At 36.1% G+C, this 23,317-nt stretch carries 23 protein-coding genes; 2 read left to right on the top strand and 21 right to left on the bottom strand.

Features of this window, described 5'->3' with window-relative positions; genetic code table 11:
• Positions 1-149: 149 nt before the first annotated feature.
• The 4 genes from rpmG to RU96_RS07700 all read right to left on the bottom strand — a co-directional run bounded on the left by rpmG (position 150) and on the right by RU96_RS07700 (position 3,034).
• Positions 150-299 (bottom strand): 50S ribosomal protein L33, encoded by a 150-nt coding sequence (gene rpmG, locus RU96_RS07715; protein WP_016172256.1) that lies wholly within the window; start codon positions 297-299, stop codon positions 150-152.
• A gap of 240 nt (positions 300-539) precedes the next feature.
• On the bottom strand, positions 540-995 hold the full coding sequence (locus RU96_RS07710) for a hypothetical protein (protein WP_071864961.1): 456 nt from the start codon (positions 993-995) through the stop codon (positions 540-542).
• A gap of 469 nt (positions 996-1,464) precedes the next feature.
• Positions 1,465-2,685: a CCA tRNA nucleotidyltransferase gene (locus RU96_RS07705; RefSeq protein ID WP_071864960.1), complete on the bottom strand. Its 1,221-nt coding sequence runs from the start codon at positions 2,683-2,685 to the stop codon at positions 1,465-1,467.
• Entirely contained in the window at positions 2,672-3,034 is a 363-nt protein-coding gene (locus tag RU96_RS07700) for a nucleotide pyrophosphohydrolase (protein WP_071864959.1), read from the bottom strand. Before RU96_RS07700 ends, RU96_RS07705 begins: the two co-directional genes overlap by 14 nt.
• A gap of 151 nt (positions 3,035-3,185) precedes the next feature.
• On the opposite strand from RU96_RS07700, the gene RU96_RS07695 reads away from it, so the two are divergent.
• Positions 3,186-4,094, top strand: a complete 909-nt coding sequence (locus tag RU96_RS07695) for a YitT family protein (RefSeq protein ID WP_071864958.1) — start codon at positions 3,186-3,188, stop codon at positions 4,092-4,094.
• A 76-nt stretch (positions 4,095-4,170) separates the two neighbouring features.
• Here the strand turns inward: RU96_RS07695 and RU96_RS07690 are convergent, their stop codons facing one another.
• From RU96_RS07690 to RU96_RS07610, 17 genes are all read right to left on the bottom strand, one after another.
• Positions 4,171-4,731 (bottom strand): ReoY family proteolytic degradation factor, encoded by a 561-nt coding sequence (locus RU96_RS07690; RefSeq protein WP_071864957.1) that lies wholly within the window; start codon positions 4,729-4,731, stop codon positions 4,171-4,173.
• A 19-nt stretch (positions 4,732-4,750) separates the two neighbouring features.
• Positions 4,751-6,007, bottom strand: coding sequence for a tetratricopeptide repeat protein (locus RU96_RS07685; RefSeq protein ID WP_071864956.1), 1,257 nt, complete (start codon positions 6,005-6,007; stop codon positions 4,751-4,753).
• Complete coding sequence (locus tag RU96_RS07680; protein WP_071864955.1) at positions 6,007-7,056, bottom strand: hypothetical protein; 1,050 nt, start codon at positions 7,054-7,056, stop codon at positions 6,007-6,009. Before RU96_RS07680 ends, RU96_RS07685 begins: the two co-directional genes overlap by 1 nt.
• A 126-nt stretch (positions 7,057-7,182) precedes the next feature.
• Entirely contained in the window at positions 7,183-7,452 is a 270-nt protein-coding gene (rpsN, locus tag RU96_RS07675; RefSeq protein WP_071864954.1) for a 30S ribosomal protein S14, read from the bottom strand.
• 272 nt (positions 7,453-7,724) lie between these two features.
• Positions 7,725-8,981, bottom strand: a complete 1,257-nt coding sequence (ilvA, locus tag RU96_RS07670; RefSeq protein ID WP_071864953.1) for a threonine ammonia-lyase IlvA — start codon at positions 8,979-8,981, stop codon at positions 7,725-7,727.
• A gap of 18 nt (positions 8,982-8,999) precedes the next feature.
• The gene (ilvC, locus tag RU96_RS07665) at positions 9,000-9,995 is read right to left on the bottom strand and encodes a ketol-acid reductoisomerase (protein ID WP_071864952.1); all 996 of its coding nucleotides are present in this window, start codon (positions 9,993-9,995) and stop codon (positions 9,000-9,002) included.
• 50 nt (positions 9,996-10,045) lie between these two features.
• On the bottom strand, positions 10,046-10,522 hold the full coding sequence (ilvN, locus tag RU96_RS07660) for an acetolactate synthase small subunit (protein WP_071864951.1): 477 nt from the start codon (positions 10,520-10,522) through the stop codon (positions 10,046-10,048).
• 1 nt (position 10,523) lies between these two features.
• On the bottom strand, positions 10,524-12,233 hold the full coding sequence (ilvB, locus tag RU96_RS07655) for a biosynthetic-type acetolactate synthase large subunit (protein ID WP_071864950.1): 1,710 nt from the start codon (positions 12,231-12,233) through the stop codon (positions 10,524-10,526).
• A 5-nt stretch (positions 12,234-12,238) separates the two neighbouring features.
• A complete protein-coding gene (ilvD, locus tag RU96_RS07650) occupies positions 12,239-13,927 on the bottom strand; it encodes a dihydroxy-acid dehydratase (protein WP_071864949.1) in 1,689 nt (562 codons plus the stop codon).
• Between the two features lie 703 nt (positions 13,928-14,630).
• The gene (locus RU96_RS07645; RefSeq protein ID WP_211269904.1) at positions 14,631-15,389 is read right to left on the bottom strand and encodes a C39 family peptidase; all 759 of its coding nucleotides are present in this window, start codon (positions 15,387-15,389) and stop codon (positions 14,631-14,633) included.
• Positions 15,390-15,597: 208 nt separating this feature from the next.
• Positions 15,598-15,873 (bottom strand): HU family DNA-binding protein, encoded by a 276-nt coding sequence (locus RU96_RS07640; protein WP_016172327.1) that lies wholly within the window; start codon positions 15,871-15,873, stop codon positions 15,598-15,600.
• Positions 15,874-16,111: 238 nt separating this feature from the next.
• Positions 16,112-17,422 (bottom strand): ribosome biogenesis GTPase Der, encoded by a 1,311-nt coding sequence (gene der, locus RU96_RS07635; protein ID WP_071864948.1) that lies wholly within the window; start codon positions 17,420-17,422, stop codon positions 16,112-16,114.
• Positions 17,423-17,667: 245 nt separating this feature from the next.
• On the bottom strand, positions 17,668-18,930 hold the full coding sequence (gene rpsA, locus RU96_RS07630; protein WP_071864947.1) for a 30S ribosomal protein S1: 1,263 nt from the start codon (positions 18,928-18,930) through the stop codon (positions 17,668-17,670).
• Between the two features lie 280 nt (positions 18,931-19,210).
• The gene (gene cmk / locus RU96_RS07625; RefSeq protein ID WP_071864946.1) at positions 19,211-19,885 is read right to left on the bottom strand and encodes a (d)CMP kinase; all 675 of its coding nucleotides are present in this window, start codon (positions 19,883-19,885) and stop codon (positions 19,211-19,213) included.
• Positions 19,886-19,959: 74 nt separating this feature from the next.
• Positions 19,960-20,568 (bottom strand): LysM peptidoglycan-binding domain-containing protein, encoded by a 609-nt coding sequence (locus RU96_RS07620; protein ID WP_071864945.1) that lies wholly within the window; start codon positions 20,566-20,568, stop codon positions 19,960-19,962.
• A 74-nt stretch (positions 20,569-20,642) separates the two neighbouring features.
• Positions 20,643-22,031, bottom strand: a complete 1,389-nt coding sequence (locus tag RU96_RS07615) for a RecQ family ATP-dependent DNA helicase (protein WP_071864944.1) — start codon at positions 22,029-22,031, stop codon at positions 20,643-20,645.
• On the bottom strand, positions 22,015-23,043 hold the full coding sequence (locus RU96_RS07610) for a helix-turn-helix domain-containing protein (protein WP_071864943.1): 1,029 nt from the start codon (positions 23,041-23,043) through the stop codon (positions 22,015-22,017). Before RU96_RS07610 ends, RU96_RS07615 begins: the two co-directional genes overlap by 17 nt.
• A 30-nt stretch (positions 23,044-23,073) precedes the next feature.
• On the opposite strand from RU96_RS07610, the gene RU96_RS07605 reads away from it, so the two are divergent.
• The gene (locus tag RU96_RS07605; RefSeq protein ID WP_071864942.1) at positions 23,074-23,301 is read left to right on the top strand and encodes a ferredoxin; all 228 of its coding nucleotides are present in this window, start codon (positions 23,074-23,076) and stop codon (positions 23,299-23,301) included.
• The last annotated feature ends 16 nt before the right edge of the window (positions 23,302-23,317 follow it).

Genomic DNA, 23,317 nt, shown 5'->3' with positions numbered 1-23,317 from the left:
CACATTCTTTACGTAGGGAACTAAATAACAAAAAATCGAAGGTTAACAAACGAACTTCATACCTAAATGCATAATAAATCTAAACCCTTTTCTAAACCAAAAAAAGAAAAGCCCTCTAAAACACTGGTCTTAAAGGGTTTTTCAAAGGATTATTTAGTTTCACGGTGTAAAGTAACTTTTCTTTCGCGTGGGCAATATTTGTTTTTTTCCAAGCGGTCAGGGTTGTTACGTTTGTTTTTGCTTGTTAAATAGTTACGTTCTTTACAAGAAGTGCACTCTAATGTGATGTTTACGCGCATGTTTTTCCCTCCCATATCCTCATTGATACTCTAAGATTTCTCTCAGACTTTAGTATGATAGCATGTTTTTTCTTTGAATGCTAGTCTTTTCAGCGAATTTTGTTAAGTAGTTTTACTTGACGATAAATAACCGTAGTAATTTACTAATATTATTCATTTAGACTTTCATCATGACTAAACTTGAAAGGAATCTTTACACAAAAAACCTCACAAAAATTATTGTGAGGTTTAAGATTAATTTTATTCGAAATATTCTCCATAAACATCTTCAACTGTTTGTTCTGGATTGATGACGATGTATAGGCTTTTGGTTTCTTCGCTAACTTTAGTTGTTTGGTAAACATTATCCAAACCTTCACTATCTTTGTCTTTGTATGGGAAATACACCATATCTGGTTTGCCTGTTTTAAACAAGATTTCCATCCGTTCAATATCTTGATATTTCAAAGCACGGGCAAACATCCCTGATTCTAAACCACCTAAGTTAATATCGTGGGTAGCGACATGATCACCTTCTGGATAAATTTCGATTTTAAAACCTGCACATGGGTGAATTTCTACAAATTCACTTCCGTTGATACGACCATAGCTTGTAGTAATTTGTTTAATCCACAAATCACCAATAAAGCGACGATTAATCGTCCAAGTTTCTCCATTACGGAAATAAAATTTCAATGCTGTCATTTCTCTAGCCATCTAATTTCCTCCTTCTATCGTCAACAAATCATTTCAAATTTTGAAACAATGATTGCGATATAACAATTTTTTCAATCCATTAATAAGTTTAGCACAATTTTACCACGTAAGTTAAGAAAATGCTTACAGTTAATGCCATTATCTCAAAAAAAAACCGTAATTTAATTCCACTCGATTAGAAGTCTTTTGTTAACTGCTTCCTTTTTAGCAGATTAATAATGAGTACATGCTGTTTTTTTATTTTGCGTTAATGCCCAAGTCAGACAGTTATTATAGTTTTCACTTTGACTCTTTTTAAATTTAAATGCCCACTTTAAATGCTAGTTGCAGTATTATTTTCTAGCTGTTCATGTTGAATAATGATAACGTTTATCAAATATTTTCAAGTAATCAAAAGTTTGCGGGTAATTTTAAATCTAGCATCCTGCTATCATCCATGGTGACTGAAATGGATTTACTTGTCGTGATATCAATCTTGTTTAACATCTGCCAAAAGTGTCTCAGCTTTAGCTAGTAACGTTATAGCATCGTTGGCTAAACTCCCTGTCACTACTAGATATTCCAATTGACTTAAAACTTCTTTTAGCCATTTGCCGGGCTTTAATTTGAATTTTTGTAATAAATCATTGCCATTAATCGCAAGTTCACGCAAATGTTTAATAGGTAATGCTGCATAAATATCTTTTACTTCAGTTTCTGCGGGCACTAGATTATAAAAAGGGGTCAATGCTTCTACTGCTAAGCTATTCTCTAGTCCTAGCTGATAGATTTCCCAAGATTTTAACGGCTGCTCTTGGCGTACCTTTAATCCCCAGTGAAGTGCTTGTACTTCCTGAATTAAATCATTGGAAGCCTTCCATTTTTTTAAAAAAGGCCGAATTAAATTTTGCCCAATGCCCATCTGCTCAAATAAAACTGTCCACCCTTGCGCCGCAGTAGCAAAAGAAATTGGTTTTAAATCTGCAAAGCGTAGTAATGCTTCCCCATAATACCGGAACCCAGGACAATACAAATAACATTCCGTCTCAACTAAAAAACGAATGGCCTGATTACGAAATTTACCTAACAAAAGCTTGCTAAATTCCACATAAATTCGTTCAACTGAAATTTTTTCTAATAGAGCGTGATTTTCATTGATGGCATCAAACGTCTCAATTTCAAAAGCAAAGCCTAATTGACTGACAAAACGTAACCCCCGCATCATACGTAATGCGTCTTCATGAAAACGTTCATGGGGATTGCCAACAGCTCGTAAAACATGATCTTGTAAATCCATTAAACCATCGAATAAGTCGATTATTTCTCCATCATCTTTTAATGCAAAGGCATTAATCGTAAAATCGCGTCGTTTTAAGTCTTCTGTTAAGGAACGAACAAACTCCACTTGATCAGGTCGTCTAAAATCTTGGTAAGTCGATTCGGTCCGAAAAGTTGTCACTTCATATTGATCATCTTGGTGTAAGACTAAGACTGTCCCATGTTCAATCCCAATATCAATTGTCCGAGGAAAAATAGCTTTAATTTCTGCTGGAAAAGCACTTGTAGCGATATCTACATCGTGTATCTTGTGACCAAGTAAAATATCACGGACACTGCCACCGACAAAATATGCCTCAAAGCCCGCTTGTTCAATTTGGGCCATCACCGGTAAAGCTAGTTGAAATTCTTTGGGTAAATTAGCTAATTTCATTTTCATCCTCCGGTGCACGTTTGCCATCTTTTCGCTCAAAGCGGTATGAATCGCGTTGATTAAACTTTGCCATGTTTTGGTCGAAAACTTCTGTTAAATCAATATCTAGAGAATTCGCCATTAATAACAAAACAAAAAGTACATCTCCTAATTCTTCGGCGACTGTATTTGGTGCTTCATCTGCTTTCTTTTGCTTTTCTCCATAATAATGGTTTACTTCTCTAGCTAATTCGCCTACTTCTTCTGTCATACGCGCCATTTGAGCTAGCGGAGAAAAATAGCCGACTTTAAATTGAGCAATATACGCATCAACTTCTTGTTGCATTTGTTGTAATGTTTTTTCTGTCATGTGATCACTCCTACCATTATCTTATCAAAATAAAGGATCAATTCAAACTACCCACTAATTGTCTATCTGCATTTTTCGTGCTACATTTGATTATATCTACAACAATCGTTATCCTATTTTGTTTTTTAATAAATAAAAAGAAGGTGAAACTATGAACGTAAATAAGTATACACCGTTATTACGTGATTTGGTTTTAATTTTAATTGGTACTTGCATTTACGCATTTGGTTTAATTTACATTAATATTCCTAATAGCCTCGCTGAAGGGGGCGTGACTGGGATTACGTTAATTTTAAGAGGGCTATTTGGGATTAATCCGGCTTATAGTACTTTTATTTTAAATATTCCAATTATCATTTTAGGTGGTCAAATTTTAGGTAAACGGTCTTTTTACTATACCATTTTTGGGACGACGAGTTTATCTATCTGGTTATTTATTTGGCAAAAAGTCCCACTGGCGATTAATTTAGAACACGATTTATTGATTTCTGCTTTATTAGCGGGGATTGTAGCAGGTTTTGGCAGTGGTATTGTTTATCGTGTTGGCGGAACCACCGGCGGCAGTGACGTTATCGCCCGTATTTTAGAAAAAAAACAAGGAATCTCAGTGGGTCGTTCATTATTTTGTTTTGACATTTTAATTTTATTGGCTTCTTTAACCTATATTGACTTAAAAAAAATGATGTACACGCTAATTTTTTCTTATGTTTTTGCCAATATTGTTGATGCAATTTTGGATGGTGGGTATTCTGCTAAAGGAATTTTAGTGATTTCAAATGAGACTAAAAAAATGGCACCAGTTTTAATGGCGGTGACTGGTCGGGGTACGAGCTTTTTAAAAGGCGAAGGGGCTTACTCAGGCACAGATAAAAATATTTTATATATGGTTGTGACTTCCCGTGAAGTTATGGAAGTAAAGCGAATTATCGCAGAATATGATCCACAAGCTTTTATTTCTGTCATTAACGTACATGAAGTGACCGGTGAAGGCTTTACTTACAAACGACCAAAGAAAAATTTCTTAAAAAACTTGAAAAATTCTCCGTCTTCACAAAAATAAACTAAAAAGCAAACGACGCTAAAATGATAGTCTCAAAAACTAATTTAGACTATCATTTTAGCGTCGTTTGCTGGATCTATTCAGCTGTTTTTTGTCCCTTGTGCTGTAATTTTTTATTAACAGCTTCAGATAAACGCAGGAAAGTTTCTTCATCGCCCATTTCTAAAGCCTGATCAATTTCTTCGTATAATTGCTTAATTTGAGCCCTTTGCTCTTCTGTTACTAGAAATTGATTGATACTTTCCAATACATCTGCATCAATATTTTCATTCCATTTCATAAACGGATTATCTTCTAATATCGCTAAATAACTTGAACTATCCCAAGTATTTTCAAAAAGACACTCAATGTAGAGCGGTTCTTTCCAATTCAAGCGAATTTCATGAAAAATTTGATCGCTATCTTCAAAAGTTTTACCTTGTAAAAATAATTTGAGTGGCTCTCCTTGTACAGTTAAATCGCGAATTTGTAAACCGCGATTGGTGGCATCTGCATTTTCAACAAAGTGAACATTGTTTAAAATTGCTTCGTGATTAGCCAAATAATTTAAAATCCAGCAAACCTCTCGGCGACTAAAAGAAGCATGGGTAACAAACCAGTTGAGAAAATTTTTCTTTTCTTTGACGTCAATAATCATCGTCCTCACCTTCTTTTCTTTAAGATAAAGCCTCCACAATCGATTGCACTTCTAAGTCTCCTGGTTCATGGGCCAAGTAGTGTTCCAATAATTCTTTTGCTGCTTGAATTTTTCCTTCTTCTCGTAAGAAAATACCATATTCTTTCATAAATTCCGGTTCATGATGCAATTCAAGATTAGCTTTTTCAAAATGAACAGCAGCTTCGGTAAATTCTTCCAATTGATTATAAGCATGAGCTAAGTTCCATTGGGCATAGGCGTCATCTGAATTATCCATTTCATTAATTGTAGCGATTACCTCTTCATATTCTTCTTGTTTTAAGTATAAATTACTTAGCATAAAGAGTGTTTGATCTAATTTATCTCCGGTTTCTAAAGCTTTTTGTAAATATTCTTCAGCTTTTTTGTCATCGTGAAGGCGATAAACATTTTCAGAAGCAAATTGATAAAAATCGACATTGAAAGGATTTTCTTTAATTCCAGCCTCAATCACTTCTTGAGCCTCTTCTAATTGTTCTTCATCTTGTAAAGCTTCAGCTAAATACAAGTAAAGTGACTGATATTGCGGATTTAAATTCCGTAATTGTTCTAAAAACTGAATAACTTGTTCATTTTCTTTTAATTGCCGGTAAACAAAAGCGATTTGGAAAAGTCGGTCATCGGTGACTTCTGTTTCTAAAGCGCGACGTAAATGAATTATTGCCTCTTCAAATTGCCCTTCCATACTTAGTGCTGTTCCAAGCCGTTCTTCTAACAAAATATCTGCCATCTCAGTAATGCCTGAATTTAATAATATTTGATAAATCGTAGCTGCTTCACCAAAGCGTTCTGTATTAAAAAACAATTCTGCTAATGCAAATTGAATTAATGATTCATCTGGTAGAATTTTGGCAGCTTCGGTTAATTTTGCTTCACTTACCTCAGGGATACCAATCATTTGATAAAGGTCAGCTGACAACAATAACGCTTGAACATAATAATCACTATCTTTTGGTACCTTTTCAATAAAGTTTAACGCTTGGTCACTGTTATCATTTTCAATTGCAACTTCAGCCAATCCCAAATAGAGTTCTTCATTATTGGGATACTTTTCTAATAAATGTAAAAAAGTTTGTTCTGCTTCTTCTAAAAACCCAATTTGTACCAAATACTGTGCTAATTCATGCAATTCACTGTCTTCATCATGAATTAAAGCTTGATTAAATGCCAAATTGGCACTTACTAAATCTTCGTTTTCTAATGCTTGTAACATTTGTTCGCTATAAGAAGTTTCCATTAACTTTCACTAATCTCCTTTAATATATCTTGATATTTTGTCATTGCTTGTTGTAACGTTTGGACAGTTATTTCCTGATTATAGCCTGTTTTACCTATTTCTTCTAATACCGTTATCGCTTCTTGTTTTTGCGCTTGAGCCAAAACTTGTAGTTGGTAGTCAGCTAAAGAAATTTGTTCGGGTAAAAAAATAGGATAACCCAAGTGATTAAACCAGATTAAAAAGTTTTTCAAATTAAAATGAAGTTCATGGATTGCATCACTCCAAAACAAATGAAAAATAATGCCAAAAAGACGCTTCATGTTAGAAGACAATAAATGTCCATTTTCAGTCTGATAAAAAGCCGATTCAAATAACTGGCCAAACGTCTCAATTTCAGTTGAACGAGCATAATAATCAATTAGCTCTGTGATTAAAGCAGAAAAAGAGCGACGGTAGACTTTCTGTTGCGTAGAAAAATTTACATATAAATTTTGTAAAAATTGATAATCACAAATAAGACCTGCACGAATGAAAACAAGTAAGTCCACTAATTTTCCATCTCGTTGTGCTTCTGTCAATGTTTGATCAAAATAGATTGCTTGTGGCAAATTGCTAACTTGCAATAAGACTTGATTATTTTGTTTCATAATCGCTTGTTCCACTAAAAGTGCTTTAGCTAACGAGCGTACCGAAACTGGCAGACACCAATACTGACTTTTTAAAACAGTTGTCTGAGCTACAAAACCCGTCAACTGCATCACGCCTTCATTTCCATAAGCACAAAACAAATAGTGGCGATTTTTAGGAAAACGTTCTAAGAATTGAAGTAAACTCATCAACTCTTCGACGTTATTACAATAAGTCTGGTTACGACAGACATACCAATCAATCTCATCAATCCCTTTAAAAAGTTGATTTATCTTTTCAAAAGAACGATCATAATATTTTTGATTTGTGATGATTATGACGTGCTGGATAGAATTACTTTTAAAATGAATACTTTTATTTAATGTTTCACCATAAAAAATTGCAGTGGTAAAGTGGTTCTTCTGATAGCTTTTTTTCATAAGCTCCTCCTATTACAAGTTTATCATTAAAAGCTAGAGAACCAAAAGATTTCGCCGTTTTTTCACTGTCAAAAAAAGAAAAAAAACTTCCCAAATTTAATGAGAAGTTTAAAAAAACATTATTAATTACCAGCTCGCTTTTTTCACGCCGGGAATTTTACCTTCATGGGCTAATTCTCTAAATTTAACCCGTGACATTCCAAATTTTCGCATATAACCTCTTGGACGTCCATCGATGCGATCCCGATTTTTCAATCGATTGGGATTGGAATCTTTGGGTAACTTTGCTAACGCTTCGTAATCGTGATTTTGTTTTAATTCATAGCGGATGTTCGAATAGCGAGCAATCATCGCTTCTTGTTTTTTTGCTTTTGCAATTTTAGATTTTTTTGCCATTTAAACTGTCCTTTCTTTTTACGCTAACAGACAATTTCTTGAGCTTATTTATTTTATAAAACGTAATTCTTACGCTTTATAAATATAACATATTTATCTTTTCACTGCAAATAAGACAACTTCAGTACCAAATTATATCACCTTTTAACGCCAACAACTTAAAAAGAAGCTGTAACAAAAACAGTTTCCATTTTTAATAAGAGAAAATTTGAAAAGTTATTTTCTTTAAATTTTGTCTTATTTCTTGAAGTTGATTGTTTCTGTCACCACCGCTAAACCAACAAAGAATAAAGAGAGGGCTCTTTTTGTAGATCAATATATGTTGGATCAAATTCAGCTAATCGGGTTAACAGCGTAGCTAAGTCGCTAGTTTGTTTAAGCAAAATACCCAATACTACTGGTCCAGTGCCTCGATTTATTTTTTTGGTATACTCAAAACGCGTTATATCGTCATTGGGTCCTAAAACTTCACTGACAAATTCTTTTAGTGCACCTGGCCGCTGGGGAAAATTCACTACAAAATAATGTTGTAATCCTTCATACACCAACGACCGTTCTTCAATTTCTGCCATGCGACTGATATCATTATTTCCACCACTAATTACACAGATAACAGTTTTACCTTTAATTTCCTTTTTTAAAACTTCTAAAGCGGCTACACTGAGGGCACCAGCTGGTTCTGCCACGATTGCTTGTTTTGTATATAATTCTAAAATTGTCGAGCAAACCGCACCTTCATCTACTGTTACTAAATAATCCAAATAATTTTTAGTCTGAAAATACGTGAGTGAACCAACTTCTTTAACGGCTGCACCGTCGACGAATTTATCAATTTGCTTTAAAGCTATGGGACCATTATTGTCAAAGGCAGCCTGCATTGACGGTGCGCCTTTTGGTTCAACGCCAATAATTTTCGTAGATGGACTGGTATTTTTTACATAAGCCGCCACACCGCTAATTAGCCCACCTCCACCAATTGCAGCTAAAATATAATCTGGTTTAAAACCTTCTTTTTTAGCATCGCGCATCATCTCCAGTGCTAATGTTCCCTGGCCGGCAATAATATTATGATCATTAAAAGGTGCGATAAAGGCCATCTTTTGTTTTCGTGCAAATTCTTTTGCCGCTTTAGCCGAAGCATCAAAAGTATCGCCAATTAATTGAATTGAAACTTTTTTACCGCCAAAAAATTCAACTTGTGCAATTTTTTGTTGTGGCGTTGTGGTGGGCATAAAAATGACCGCTGGAATATTCATTTCACAACTAGTATAAGCTACACCTTGGGCATGATTACCAGCACTGGCACAAACCACACCGTTTACTAGTTGTTCTGCGGACAATTGTTTAATCGCATAATAAGCGCCTCGTAACTTAAATGAGCGCACTTTTTGTAGATCTTCTCGCTTTAATAAAATAGTTGCCCCATATTTTTCCGATAAGTAGCGATCATATTGTAAAGGTGTGTGCGTCACTGCTTTTTTTAATACTTGGTAGGCGTCTTTCACTTCAACATCTGTAATCAAGTCCAAGGTTTCCACCTCCTAATACTAATCTTTTTTTGTCACAAAAGGCATCATTTTTCGTAATTGTGTACCGACTTCTTCAATTTGATGTTCTGCATTTTCTACTCGCATTTTCTTAAATTCAGGGAAACCGGCTTGATTATCAGCAATAAATCCTTGGGCAAATTTGCCATTTTGAATATCCGTTAAAACTGATTTCATATGTTTTTTGGTTTCAGCTGTAATTACCCTTGGACCAGAAACATAGTCACCGTATTCGGCAGTATTTGAAATAGAATGACGCATCTTCCCAAAGCCACCTTCATAAATCAAATCAATGATTAATTTCATTTCGTGACAAACTTCAAAATACGCTAATTCAGGCTGATAACCCGCTTCTACAAGTGTTTCAAAGCCTGCTTCAATCAGTGAAGTTAAACCACCACATAAAACAGCTTGTTCACCAAATAAATCTGTTTCGGTTTCTTCTTTAAAAGTTGTCTCTAAAACACCAACCCGAGTTGCGCCGATTCCTTTGGCGTAAGATAAGGCAATTTCTTGGGCGTAGCCAGTAGCATCTTGATAGATAGCAAATAACGCAGGTACCGCAAACCCTTCTGTAAAGGTGCGCCGAACTAAATGACCTGGTCCTTTGGGTGCTACTAAAAAGACATCAACATCTTTAGGCGGTGTGATAACATCAAAGTGAATGTTAAAGCCATGAGCAAAAGCTAACGCATTACCCGCGTAAAGATTAGGGGCAATTTCTTTTTCATATAGGTTACCTTGAATTTCATCAGGAGCTAAGATCATGACAACATCACTTTCTTTAGTGGCATCTTTGACAGCTTTGACTGTAAAACCATCCTCACGAGCTGCTTGAGCAGATTTACCTTCACGAATGCCGATTATAACGTTATGACCGGTATCACGTAAGTTTTGCGCATGGGCATGACCTTGTGAGCCATAACCGACAATTGTGATGGTTTTTCCTTGTAATGCATCTTGTGAGACGCTATTTTCGTAATAAACTTTTACCATATTCATGACCTCCATATATTTGAAATTCTATTAACAGCAATTCCTTGCGATTAACCTCTAGTAAAACCGGTGATGCCGGTACGTGCCATTTCTTTAATGCCATATGGACGTAAAATATCAATACAAGCATCAACTTTTTCTGAAGAGCCTGCAATTTGAACTGCGATTGTTTTTAAACCAACATCCACAATATCAGCTCGAAATGGTTCAATCATCGTTTTAATTTCGGTACGAGTAAAAGCTGGAGCATTCACTTTCACTAGTGCCAATTCTCTTTCTAAATGGGGCTCAGCGGTAATATCAGAAACTTTTACGACTGCAATTTGTTTGTTTAATTGTTTTGTCACCTGCTCAACTTCCGCTAAGTCATTTACACTAATAACAAAAGTCATTCGCGAAATTTCCTGATCTTCAGTTTGTCCAACTGAAATACTTTCAATATTCACTTGGCGCCGATATAAAACGCTACTGATACGACTTAATACCCCTACTTGATTGTAGACTAAGGCGGTGATCATCCGTTTCATTTTAATCCACCCCCATCATTTGATCGTTAGCTTTACCTGGCGGAATCATTGGTAAAACATGTTCTGTAGCAGAAACAACCACTTCAATGAGGCCTGGTCCAGGTTTGTTAAAAGCAGTAGTAAAATCGGCTTCCATCGTCTCAGGATCATCAACTCGATCGGCTTCAATTCCATAAGCTTTTGCTAACATGACAAAATCTGGTGAATTTTCAAAAACAGACTGAGACCGGCGATTGTCAAAGAAAACTTCTTGCCACTGACGCACCATCCCTAAAGAACTGTTATTAAGTAAAATGAATTTAATTGCTAATTGGTGTTCATTTAAAATCGCAAATTCTTGATTCGTCATTTGAAAGCCACCATCTCCAACAAAAACGACAACTTGTTTAGTCGGATTACCCAATTTAGCCCCAATCCCAGCAGGAATACCATATCCCATTGTTCCTAAACCACCACTAGTAATTAATTGCTTTGCAAATTTAAAAGGATAATATTGGGCCACCCACATTTGATGTTGTCCAACATCAGTTGCCACAATCGCATTACCTTTAGTTAATTTACCGACAAGTTCAATCACTTTTTGTGGTTTAATCTCTGAATTATCACAGCGGTCATACTTAAAAGGCTGCTCTTTTCTGCGCTTTTGACAAAGATTTTGCCATTCACGAGTATCTGGGATGGCACATTCACAATCTAACAGCGCCAAAAGTGTTTTTTTCACATCGGCAACAATTGGAATTGTAGTCGGAATCACTTTGCCAATTTCTGCTGGATCAATATCCACATGAACCACCGTCGCATTTTTGGCAAAATCTTTTGAGGAAGTAGCAAGTCGATCCGAAAAGCGACAACCAAGATTAATGAGTAAATCACACTCAACTAACCCCATATTCGCTGCATAAGATCCATGCATTCCCGCCATGCCTAAAAACAATTCATGATCAGAAGAAACAACACCCAATCCCAACAAACTTGCAATAATAGGAATTTGATATTTCTCTGCAAAGTAGGTAAGTTCTTTTGAAGCTTCTGCGGCTACCACCCCACCGCCGGCTAATATCACGGGACGTTTTGCTGTCGCTAAATTTTCCATTAAACGCCGAATTTGAAGTGGTGAAGGTTCAGTATTAGGATGATAACTCTCCAAATCAACCGGACAATCAGCTTGTCCTAGCGTTTGACAAACCGTCATATCTTTAGGCAAGTCGATTACAACTGGCCCTTTTCTGCCAGTAGTTGCAATGTGAAACGCTTCACTTATAATTCTTGGTAGATCGTTAATATTACGAACTTGATAATTATTTTTTGTAATCGGCAGTGTGATACCTAAAATATCAGCTTCTTGAAAAGCATCTTTGCCGATTCCTTCTGTGACTACTTGACCTGTAATCACCACTAACGGCACAGAATCACTCATAGCATCTGCAATACCAGTCACGACATTAGTCGCTCCAGGCCCACTTGTTACAATCACAACTCCTGGTTTGCCTGTCGATTTAGCGTATCCTTGGGCTGCATGCACTGCTCCTTGTTCGTGGCGAGTTAAAATATTGGGAATGTTATTTTGATAAAGGGCATCATATAATGGCAAGACAGCACCGCCAGGATAACCAAAAATAATTTCAACGTTTTGTTTAACTAAACTCTCTAATAACAGCTTTGCTCCGGAAATTTTGTCTGAAACGATTGCATTTTTTTGTGTACTTGCCATAGATCTCACTCCATTTCTTCTGGTAATTTCATAATGCCACCTGTATGGGCTGAAGTAACCAAAGCCGAATAACGAGCTAACCAACCTTTTTGAACTTTCCGTTTAAAAGGTGACAACTTATCCCGGCGAGAAGCCATTTCTTCTTCTGAGAGGGCGACGTCAATTTTGCGGTTAACTAAATCGATGGTAATTTTATCCCCATCATTGACTAAAGCCAGTGGACCACCGCTTGCTGCTTCAGGAGATATGTGACCAACTGCAATTCCCCTGGTGGCGCCTGAAAATCGGCCGTCAGTAATCAATGCGACATCTTTGCCTAAACCTCGTCCGACAATACTAGACGTTGGTGCTAACATCTCAGGCATCCCCGGTCCACCTTTTGGTCCTTCGTATCGAATCACGACGACATGTCCTTTTTGAACAGTGTGATCATCAATTGCTGCGACAGCTTCATCATGCGAATTAAAACAGATTGCTTTACCAGTAAAGACTTCAATCCTTGGATCAACACCCCCAACCTTTATAACGCTACCAGCTGGAGCAATATTGCCGTATAAAATGGATAAGCCACCAACTGGACTATAAGGATCTTCTTTGGGATGAATAACTTCTTTGTTTTGAATGGTTGCCTTCGCAACGTTTTGGCGAATTGTTTTTCCTGTTACAGTTATGCGCTCAGGATGAATGGCATCTTCAATGTGAACTAATTCATTAATGATGGCAGAAACGCCACCGGCTTTGTGAACATCATGCATCGAGTAGATAGAAGATGGCGCAATTTTTGCTAAATAAGGGACACGCTTGGCAATCGCATTCACATCTTCTAGGTTGTAATCAATCTCAGCTTCGTGGGCAATTGCTAAGGTATGCAAGACCGTATTGGTGGACCCTCCCATCGCCATGTCTAATGCAAAAGCATCATCAATTGCATCTTTTGTAACGATATCCCGTGGCTTTATTTGTTTTTTCACAAGATCCATTAAATGATATGCGGACTTTTCAACTAATTTTTTTCGTTCATTTGAAACTGCTAGAACTGTCCCATTACCCGGTAAAGCTAAGCCTAAAATTTCTAACAAACAGTTCATCGAATTTGCCGTGAACATCCCTGCACATGAACCACACGTGGGACAAGCATTTTGTTCTAAAAAATTAAAATTGTCTTCTGTCATTTGGCCGTCTTTATATGCTCCGACTGCTTCAAACATCGTCGATAGTGTTACTTGATGTCCTTTTTTGTCAATCCCTGCTTTCATGGGACCACCTGAGCAAAAAATAGACGGGACATTTGTCCGGACAGAAGCCATAATCATCCCTGGCGTAATTTTGTCACAATTTGGCATATAAAAGACACCATCAAACCAATGAGCATTAATTACAGTTTCAGCAGCATCCGCAATTAATTCGCGACTCGGTAATGAATAACGCATGCCAATGTGTCCCATCGCAATGCCATCGTCAACCCCAATAGTATTAAATTCAAATGGAATCCCTCCAGCTTTCCGAATAGCATCTTTTGCCACTTCAGCAAGCTCTTTTAAATGAACGTGACCTGGAACAATATCAATATAAGAATTACAAATAGCGATAAAAGGCTTATTCATATCTTGAATGTTTTTAACTTGACCAGTTGCATATAACAAGCTCCGGGCAGGTGCTGCATCGATTCCTTTTTTTATTTGATCACTTCTCATTTTATCAGCTCCCATTTTTAACCTTTAAGAAAAAAAGCACCCCAAATTTTTTTGGGATGCTTTTGTAAGAATCCCTCTGACTAAAGCAAATAGGACTCAAACAATCGGATTTTTACTCAACTTCCGTGTTTTAAGTCCTCAACTTGATAATTAAAATGACGTTTTGACAATTCAAGTTATATTTGCGCATAAAGGTTTTCCCCTGTCCTTAAAAATAGTTTGTTTTTAATTAATTTTTTTAAATATATCGTGTTCATTCTTTAATGTCAATTAATTTTCAGAATTATTTTTATTTTCTTTCTTTAGCAACAAAAATAATTATTTTTCAAATAATCAATAAATTATATTCCGGACAGAATAAAAATCTTTAGTTTTAACTTTTATCAGTTAATAAAATTTTCTAAAATAATAACATCTACTAACCAAATAAATCTTCTATTGCCTTTTCTCCTCTTTAAACAAAAAAAGCCCTTAAGTCTCATGAGCTTAAGGACGATTCAATGACAATATTAACAATTTTTTAGTTGCTTAATACCCCTAAAAGATAGCACAAACAAATAACATTTTTTAATAACACATTTATAAATAACAAATTTTTCCGATGAAGCGATTTTAAGGTTCATACGACAAAACTTTTACAAATTTTATGAGCTTTACTTTCCTTTCACCAGAATAATTTTTCCTAAAAAGATTTCAAACTTTATTATTCGGCTTCAACTAAATAAAGCGACTGTGAACCCATTTTTTCATAAATTTCCTCCAAAACGGCACGATCAATTTCTTCATCTTTTTGACCGTAAGGATTGTTAACGTAGACATTGGTTCCTTCAACACCTGTTATAACAACCGCATGACACAATCCTGTCACAGAAACACTACCGGATTTGGTTTGCCATAACATAAAATCACCTTCACTTGGAATCTCATAGTCAACAGTACTCACAATCCAAACTGGCGTACCCATTTGCACTTGTTCTAATAACGTTTCAAAATCTGTATCTCGCGAGCTGACAACTTGATATTGATCTTTTACAACTGCACGGGCTACTTTTTCAATTGGTTCGACAAAAGCACCCATTGCCATATCGCCCCCATAAATATTCCCCACAAAACCTTCTTGTGGATCGCCATGAATATTATTGGCTTCATCTTCATAAACAGGAACATACGTTAATTCAGCAGCTAACTCATTTTTATTTGTTTGAAAACCATAATATTGTAATAACATCGAAAGTGCGGTTATTTCACAGCCATTTTCTAAAGGTACCTCACCTTCAAATTGACTTTCTAACGGTACATTTAGCAAGGTATTTTGACTCTGTGCTTCTGGCGAACTTGTCTTTACCGTCACATTCTCTGTTGAGATTGCGGTATGATCACTTTCTTTAGAAAGATTTCTCTGAAGTAAAAAAGAACCCGAAAGTACAATTAGAACCAATAACGCTTTTTTTATACTTACCAATTCATTTCCCCCCTTGTGTGCTAACTAAAGAATCGCATACTTAACTTAAATGAAACTAAAAAGAACTTAATTAATGGGTCAATAGTGAATTTGGGAATTACGAAATAACGTCTAATTCTTTTCGAGAGCTACTTTTTTGCTACTTTTAGTTTAGCACAAAATAAAAAACCGTCAGAGCCCGAAAGCCCCAACGGTCTTTTCACTGCAATTATTTCACAGCATCTTTCAATGCTTTACCTGGTTTGAACGCAGGTACTTTGCTTGCAGGGATTTCAATTTCATCACCAGTTTGTGGGTTACGTCCTTTACGAGCCGCACGAGAGCGAACTTCAAAGTTACCAAAACCGATTAATTGAACTTTTTCACCTTTAGCTAAAGCATCTTGGATTGTTGAGAAAACAGCATCAACAGCTGCAGTAGCGTCTTTCTTAGTTAAGTCAGTAGCTTGTGCAACTTTTTCGATCAATTCAGCTTTATTTGCCATGGATGATTTCACCTCCTAAAAAGAGTCTTGATGTAAACATCAATTCACAAAAGTTTGAGTGGTCCAAACTTCTGTAAAAAATATTGATCAGTATCAATATTCTGATACTACGTTATCATAAGAACCTTGTAATATCAAGGATTTTGGGCAGTTTAAACTGTATTTTTCACTTCACTTAGGCTTTTTATCAAAAGGGAGCGTTATCTTTTGATAAAGCGGTAAAAATATGATAAAATCGCTATTTTCGCCGTCTTGGAATAACGCGAATTGGTGTCCCTTCAAAAGTGAACGCTTTACGAATTTGATTTTCTAAAAAGCGTGCGTAAGAAAAATGCATCAGCTCTTCTTCATTAACAAAAATAATAAAGGTTGGTGGTTTCACTGCCACTTGGGTTGCGTAGAAAATCTTCAAACGTTTGCCTTTATCTGTCGGTGTCGGATTAATAGCCACCGCATCCATAATAATGTCATTTAAAACTGCAGATGGTACACGAAGATTTTGATTCATACTCACTTCTTCAATTAATTCAGGTAATTTATTTAGGCGTTGTTTGGTAACCGCTGAAACGAAAATGATTGGCGCATAATCCAAGTATTGAAATTCTTCTCTGATTTCTGCTTCAAAATCCCGCATCGTATTTGTTTCTTTTTCAACTAAATCCCACTTGTTGACTACGATAATCATTCCTTTACCGGCCTCATGAGCATAACCTGCTACGCGTTTGTCTTGTTCACGAATTCCTTCTTGGCCATTTAAGACCATTAAAACTACGTCAGAGCGTTCAATAGCACGCATTGCCCGCATAACAGAATACTTTTCGGTACTTTCATAAACTTTTCCTCGTTTACGCATACCAGCAGTATCAATCATTAAGAATTCTTGCCCGTCTTCAGAAGAAAAATGCGTATCAATCGCATCGCGCGTTGTACCTTCAATATCAGAAACAATCACGCGATCTTCTCCTAAAATAGCATTGATTAAAGAAGATTTACCAACATTAGGCCGACCAATTAAGCTAAACTTAATAACGCCTTCATCGTCTTCTTCCATTTCATCACTAAAGTGTTTAACTGCTTCGTCTAATACATCCCCTAATCCTAAACCGTGACTACCGGAAATAGGATACGGATCGCCTAAACCAAGGGAATAAAATTCATAAATTTCCGCCCGCATTTCTGGATTATCGACTTTATTCACGGCTAAAATGACTGGCTTGTTACTTCGATATAAAATTCGTGCCACCATTTCATCAGCATCCGTAACTCCTTCTTTAGCACTTGTGACAAAAATAATTACATCTGCTTCATCAATCGCAATTTCTGCTTGATGCTTGATTTGATCCATAAAAGGTTCATCACCTAAATCAATCCCGCCTGTATCAATAATACTGAAATCTCGACCTAACCATTCCCCATTTGCATAAATACGATCTCGAGTCACGCCGGGAGTATCTTCAACAATTGAGATACGCTCGCCGGCGATCCGGTTAAAAATTGTCGATTTCCCTACATTCGGACGGCCGACAATCGCAAGAGTTGGATTTGCCATTACTCTACCTCCTTAATTCTTTGAAACATTTTCTTTTATAAGAAAACTTTATCTTTATCATAACAATTTTTAGCTGATAATACAGTCCACTTGCACAATCTTTCTTAGTTTACCCAAAGGATTGACAACATGCAAGTAAAATTATGCAACCCTTTTAAGATGCCTTTATCCTAATGAAAAAGAGACACTGCATCTCTTTAGAGAAATTATGCAGTATCTCTTTATTTTTGACAACTTATAAGAAATTATTCTTCGTCTTCTTTTACGATTTCTTCAGCATCTTCAGAAGTTGAAGCTTCGTCATTTGCTTCATCGCTATTTGATAGAGCTTGACCTAAAATATCTCCCATTGTAAAACCAGTGCTTTCTTCTGGTAGATCATAGCTGTCTTCTTCTACAACTTTTTCTTCAGCTGGTTTTTCTTCTAACGCTTTGATAGAAAGGGCAATGCGGTGTTCTTCAGGATTCACTTCTAACACTTTCACTTTTACTTCATCGCCTTCATGTAACACTTCATGAGGAGTCGCAATGTGTTTGTGAGAAATTTGAGAAATGTGCACTAAACCTTCAACACCTGGGAATACTTCCACAAAGGCACCAAAGCTAGTTAGGCGTTTTACAGTTCCATCTAAAACCGTACCAACTGCTGCTTTTTCTTCAATATCTGACCAAGGTCCAGGTAAAGTATCTTTGATGGATAAAGAAATACGTTCTTTTTCAGGATCCACTGATAATACTTTCACTTGTACTTTATCGCCCACTTTTAACGCATCGCTTGGTTTAGCCACATGACTATGGGAAATTTCAGAGACATGAACTAAGCCGTCAATTCCACCTAAGTCAACAAAAGCACCAAAGTCTGTTAAACGAGCCACTGTTCCTTCGACTATGTCACCATCATGAATTGAATTTAATAGTTCTTCTTTACGAACTGCTTTTTCAGATTCAACCACTGCTTTATGTGATAAAATCAAACGATTTTCAGAAGGTTCAATTTCAATGATTTTGAAAGCTAAAGTTTTTCCTTTATATTCTTCAAAATCAGCTACAAAATGATCTTCAACCATTGATGCCGGTACAAATCCACGGACACCAACATCCACGACCAAACCACCTTTAACTACATTGGTTACAGGGGCTTCAATAATTTTGCCATCTTTAAAGTCTTGTTCAATTTCTTCCCAAACTTTTTTCGCATCTAGACGGCGTTTTGATAAAAGATAGCTGCCGTTTTCTTTATCTTTACCAATCGTAGAGATAACGACTAGTTCTAAGACATCGCCTACTTTAACTACCTCATTGATGTCTTCAATTGGAAGTGTAGATAATTCTTTTACAGGAACTACCCCTTCAACACCGGCGCCTTCGATTCCTACGATGGCTTGTTTGTCTTCTACGGCTAAAACTTCACCTTTAACAATATCCCCCACGTTAACTTCTTGGAAGCTTTCTAACGCATCCGCCATAGATTCGCCGTTTTCTACTTGATTGTTTTCAAATTCTGTCATGACATATGTCCTCCTAACCAACAATTAATCGTTCGCTGTGCACTACACACTACAACTTTAAGTTTAAATTATTCTAACCTAAAAATAAAGCGATTTCCATTATTTCTTGCAATTTACTTTGTTTTATCAGTTTTTTGCTAAAATGAAGTTTCTAGTAAAATTGCCAAGATAAAAAATGTTTTACTGCAATATGTAGCGTAACATCTAAGTCTATTATAACGATATAAAAAACATTTCACCAAATAAAAAGGCTCACACCAACCTGTGCAAGCCCTAAAAATTACAAATAACCTTTATCTTTTACAACTGTTTTAATTGTCGCTACAACATCTTCAATCGATTTACCCGTTGTATCAATTAAAACTGCGTCTTTTGCTTGTTTCAAAGGTGAAACTTCTCGATGTGAATCAATATAATCCCGCTTTTCAATTTCAGCTTTTAAAGTTTCAAAATCAGTTTGAATCCCTTTGGTTTGATTTTCTTTATAACGACGTTGCGCTCTTTCTAAAACACTAGCAACTAAGAATATTTTTACTTGAGCATTTGGTAAAACAGCCGTACCAATATCACGTCCATCCATCACTACACCACCGTTTTCAGCGATGATTTGTTGTTGTTTGACTAATTCTTTTCGCACCAGCTCATGAGCAGAAACTTCAGAAACATTATTAGTAACATCTGGTTGGCGAATAGCTTGACTCACGTCTTCTCCGTCAATAAAAACTAGCTGTCCTGCTTCGGTCTGCTTAAAGGTAATTGGATATTGATGGATTAAGTTCACTAAACTCTTTGCATCAGAAAAAGCAACACCATGCTTAATAGCTAGGTATGTAACACTGCGATACATCGCACCTGTGTCGGTATAAATAAAGCCATAGTCTTTTGCTAAAATTTTTGCCACTGTACTTTTTCCAGAAGACGCTGGTCCATCGATTGCAATATTAATTTTTTCCATTTGTTTGCCACCTATTCTTTAGACATTAAAAAAGCCGAACCAAAAATGCCGTGATTTTTGGACCGGCTATTTTTTTACTTAATTCGTAATTGTTGACCAGGATATAATAAGAAATTATTCGGATCGATACCGTTTAGTTGATACAATTGATCCACTGAAATTCCTGCACGAGCAGCTACTTGATTTGGCCCTTCGCCATCTAAAACTGTAATATATTGTTCACCCGTTTGAGCGTTTTGGTCTTGTTGATTTTGTTGATTCTGATTTTGCCCTTGTTGATTTTGTTCTTGTTGCGCTTGATCTTGATTGTTTTCTGTTGAACTTGGCTCTGTTTGTTCACTAGAACTTGAGCTTGTTTCACTTTCAGAAGATTCGGTTGTTGAACTTTCAGCAGTTGATGATTCTTCTGTTGATGATTCTTCTGTCGTAGACACTAATGATGAAGAAGCAGTCGATGGTGTTGAATCGGCGTTTTTCTTATCATGTGTTAACCACATTACAAAACCCGCTGGCACTAAAATACATAGTGACAATAAAATAACCAAAATAACTAAAAACTTGGAAGTGCCACGTTTTTGGCGTCTTTGTTGCGCGCGTGATGATGTTTCTTCATCAGTATCATAAATTGGTTGTTCCCATGGTTCTTGTGTTTCGTTGTCAAAATCATTTTTCTTTTTACTCAATGTTCCTACCTCCTGAAAAGCTTTCGCAGTGTATTATACCATAGCCCTTTTATTGTTGTCGCAAAAATATGACTTCAATCGTTTTCTTTAAATAATTTTAGGAAAATCTCTTGCCAACTGAAGCGTTGTTGATTGTGCTTGAATGATACGTGACTTTGTTTTAAGTCTAAACCATCATTGTCACAGCAATCGTCGGGTTTTATTTCTATTTTTTCAGCAAAATTCTCTAAAATAAATTCTCGGCGACAGGTCGTAAGATTAATATAAGCCAACATTTGATTTAACTTTTTGCTTTTAACCTGGTCGTTTACCGTTATTGCGGCTAATACTTCTTCTTTACCTATGCTCTGGCTTAAATCAAACCACTTATTTTGCAGCTCGCTAAAGGCTTGATTGGTTTTTTCAGCTAATAATTGTTGAAAACCACTACGTTCATCTTGGCGCATTTGTTTGAAGTAATGATGAATTTTTTCATCATTTTTTTGATAAAGTAAAATTGCCTGACTTTTTTTGCCATCTCTGCCTGCACGCCCGATTTCTTGAACGTAATTTTCAATACTATCTGGTAAATCAAAATGAATCACAAAGCGAATATCGCCTTTGTCAATGCCCATTCCAAAAGCATTTGTCGCAACTAAAATATCCAATTGATTACTTTGAAATTGCAATTGTAAACGACTTCTTTCACTACCATCTAATCCGCCATGATAATAACCAATATTATACTCATTTTTTAACTGGTGATATAAAGCTTCCACTGTTTTTTTGGTAGCACAATAAATAATCCCCGGGCCTCCGATTTTCTTTAATAGCTCAGTTAAAGTCGTAAATTTATCTTCTGTTTGGCGCACAAATAGGGCAATATTTTTGCGGTCCACTGATCTTTGGATTTTTTCATAGTTTTTAGTTAATAATAGTTTTGCAATATCATCTTGTACAAAAGGGGTAGCTGTTGCAGTCAACGCTAAAGTGGTGGGATTATCTAAATAGTTTTTGACTTTCCCTAATTGACGATATTCTGGTCTAAAATCAATCCCCCATAGTGAAACACAATGGGCTTCATCAATTACAAAAAAAGCAATTTTTTGTCGTTTTAAAATGTGTAAAATCTTCTTTTGCCATAACATTTCCGGACTAACAAATAAAAATTTATACTCTGATAAGTGAGCTAAAACGAATTCTTTTTCCGAAAAGGTTAACTGACTATTCAAAGCTACTGCCTGAACGCTCTGATGATTCAATTGACTTACTTGATCTTCCATCAAAGAAATCAACGGTGAAACAACAATTGTCAAACCTGGAGTTAAATAACTTGGCAGTTGGTAGCATAAACTTTTACCAGTTGCAGTTGGCAAAACACCTAAAACATCTTTTTTCAACAGTAAGGCTTCAATAACTTCTTTTTGCCCTGAGCGAAAATGGTTAAAACCAAAGTATTGTTTTAAACTATCTTCTAACGCCATGAAAAGCCTCTCTTTTCTTTTTTATTTGATATAAACGAAATTCGACAAATTCTAAAGGAAATTGGTTATAAATATCCCGATAAGAAACGGTAAATATATCTGTTATTGGCAAAGACTCTAAATAGGTGTACGCCTTAGGGGAAATAAAGGCTTCAAAAGAAAAATCACGATCAAAAAGAGCCCATTCAATGATATGATCTGAAACTGTCCCTACTTTTAATTGGCGATTAGCTGCAACTTGTAAAATACTTTGCCCTGACAATAGTTGTTTACGGGTCAAAAGCATACTACTGTTATAATTCTGCCGCAAAAGACCTTTTAAAAGTTGATAGCAATACGTCTTAGAATCTGACTTTTTTATTTCATTTAGTAATGGATGAAGACAGCTCGCAAAGTAAAGACTATCCCAAGGTGGACTTTGAAATTTAGCCGGTAACAACTGATAATTCGTTTGTGGCAAAACATCATTGCCACTTAACTGTTGGGCTAAAAAATCCCCGTCACTTTGAGGTAACGCCTGAAATAAAGTCGTTAACTCTTTAGATAAACTAGCTTTACTTACTTGGTTTTCTTTACAAAGCTGCATAACTGGTCGCGTATAAAGCGGGCTTGTTTCTAATGGACGAAGTGGTTTTTCTGACGTTTGCACAACTTGTTGAACAAAATAAGCCAACAGGCGAAAACACTTTATATCGCTGCGACCAAAATTAAAATAGTCTACTTGTTTTAAACGACTCGTTTTAAAAGTATCGCTTTTTTTCTTACCTTCAGGACTGATAGCGTATAAACCATTAGAGAGTTGGTTAATTAATCGTTCTTTTTCCAGCTGGGCAATACTTTTATTAAAGACTGCTTGAGAAAGTTCAGGTTGACTACCCAAAAATGGCAATAAATCCACAAAGTAAGCATAACTCATAATAGCAGACGTTCGTTTACCCGTTAATAAATGAAAAAGCGTACTAGTCTTTAACTTGTCAGTCATAGAAAATAACGCTAAAATAAATTGATTCACAAAATACGCCTCCTGAAAGTTGGTTTAAAAATGACAACTATTTGCCGTCTGGTACCAGAACGCTGTATTGCTTGCGGCCTTTGCGCTATTTATGCTCCTGATATTTTTGATTACGATGAAGACGGGATTGTTTTATTTAAGGAAGAACCTGAAGCCAGTCAACAATTTGTTCGCACTACCGAACAAAAAGCTGTTCTTAAAGCCGCTGCAAAATGCCCTGTCAGAGCAATTTTACTTGAAAAAGAAAAGAGACGCTAGCGATATTTTTTAAGCT

The organism is Enterococcus canintestini (assembly GCF_001885735.1).
Classification (GTDB): domain Bacteria; phylum Bacillota; class Bacilli; order Lactobacillales; family Enterococcaceae; genus Enterococcus_C; species Enterococcus_C canintestini.
The sequence above is the reverse complement of the archived record's forward strand: the minus strand, read 5'-3'. Positions and strand labels throughout refer to the sequence as shown.

Bases quoted from the DNA above. Each gene is read 5' to 3' on its own strand.
- rpmG (WP_016172256.1), bottom strand. From the start codon at position 299: ATGCGCGTAAACATCACATTAGAGTGCACTTCTTGTAAAGAACGTAAC.
- RU96_RS07710 (WP_071864961.1), bottom strand. From the start codon at position 995: ATGGCTAGAGAAATGACAGCATTGAAATTTTATTTCCGTAATGGAGAA.
- RU96_RS07705 (WP_071864960.1), bottom strand. From the start codon at position 2,685: ATGAAATTAGCTAATTTACCCAAAGAATTTCAACTAGCTTTACCGGTG.
- RU96_RS07700 (WP_071864959.1), bottom strand. From the start codon at position 3,034: ATGACAGAAAAAACATTACAACAAATGCAACAAGAAGTTGATGCGTAT.
- RU96_RS07695 (WP_071864958.1), top strand. From the start codon at position 3,186: ATGAACGTAAATAAGTATACACCGTTATTACGTGATTTGGTTTTAATT.
- RU96_RS07690 (WP_071864957.1), bottom strand. From the start codon at position 4,731: ATGATTATTGACGTCAAAGAAAAGAAAAATTTTCTCAACTGGTTTGTT.
- RU96_RS07685 (WP_071864956.1), bottom strand. From the start codon at position 6,007: ATGGAAACTTCTTATAGCGAACAAATGTTACAAGCATTAGAAAACGAA.
- RU96_RS07680 (WP_071864955.1), bottom strand. From the start codon at position 7,056: ATGAAAAAAAGCTATCAGAAGAACCACTTTACCACTGCAATTTTTTAT.
- rpsN (WP_071864954.1), bottom strand. From the start codon at position 7,452: ATGGCAAAAAAATCTAAAATTGCAAAAGCAAAAAAACAAGAAGCGATG.
- ilvC (WP_071864952.1), bottom strand. From the start codon at position 9,995: ATGGTAAAAGTTTATTACGAAAATAGCGTCTCACAAGATGCATTACAA.
- ilvN (WP_071864951.1), bottom strand. From the start codon at position 10,522: ATGAAACGGATGATCACCGCCTTAGTCTACAATCAAGTAGGGGTATTA.
- ilvB (WP_071864950.1), bottom strand. From the start codon at position 12,233: ATGGCAAGTACACAAAAAAATGCAATCGTTTCAGACAAAATTTCCGGA.
- ilvD (WP_071864949.1), bottom strand. From the start codon at position 13,927: ATGAGAAGTGATCAAATAAAAAAAGGAATCGATGCAGCACCTGCCCGG.
- RU96_RS07640 (WP_016172327.1), bottom strand. From the start codon at position 15,873: ATGGCAAATAAAGCTGAATTGATCGAAAAAGTTGCACAAGCTACTGAC.
- der (WP_071864948.1), bottom strand. From the start codon at position 17,422: ATGGCAAATCCAACTCTTGCGATTGTCGGCCGTCCGAATGTAGGGAAA.
- rpsA (WP_071864947.1), bottom strand. From the start codon at position 18,930: ATGACAGAATTTGAAAACAATCAAGTAGAAAACGGCGAATCTATGGCG.
- cmk (WP_071864946.1), bottom strand. From the start codon at position 19,885: ATGGAAAAAATTAATATTGCAATCGATGGACCAGCGTCTTCTGGAAAA.
- RU96_RS07615 (WP_071864944.1), bottom strand. From the start codon at position 22,031: ATGGCGTTAGAAGATAGTTTAAAACAATACTTTGGTTTTAACCATTTT.
- RU96_RS07605 (WP_071864942.1), top strand. From the start codon at position 23,074: ATGACAACTATTTGCCGTCTGGTACCAGAACGCTGTATTGCTTGCGGC.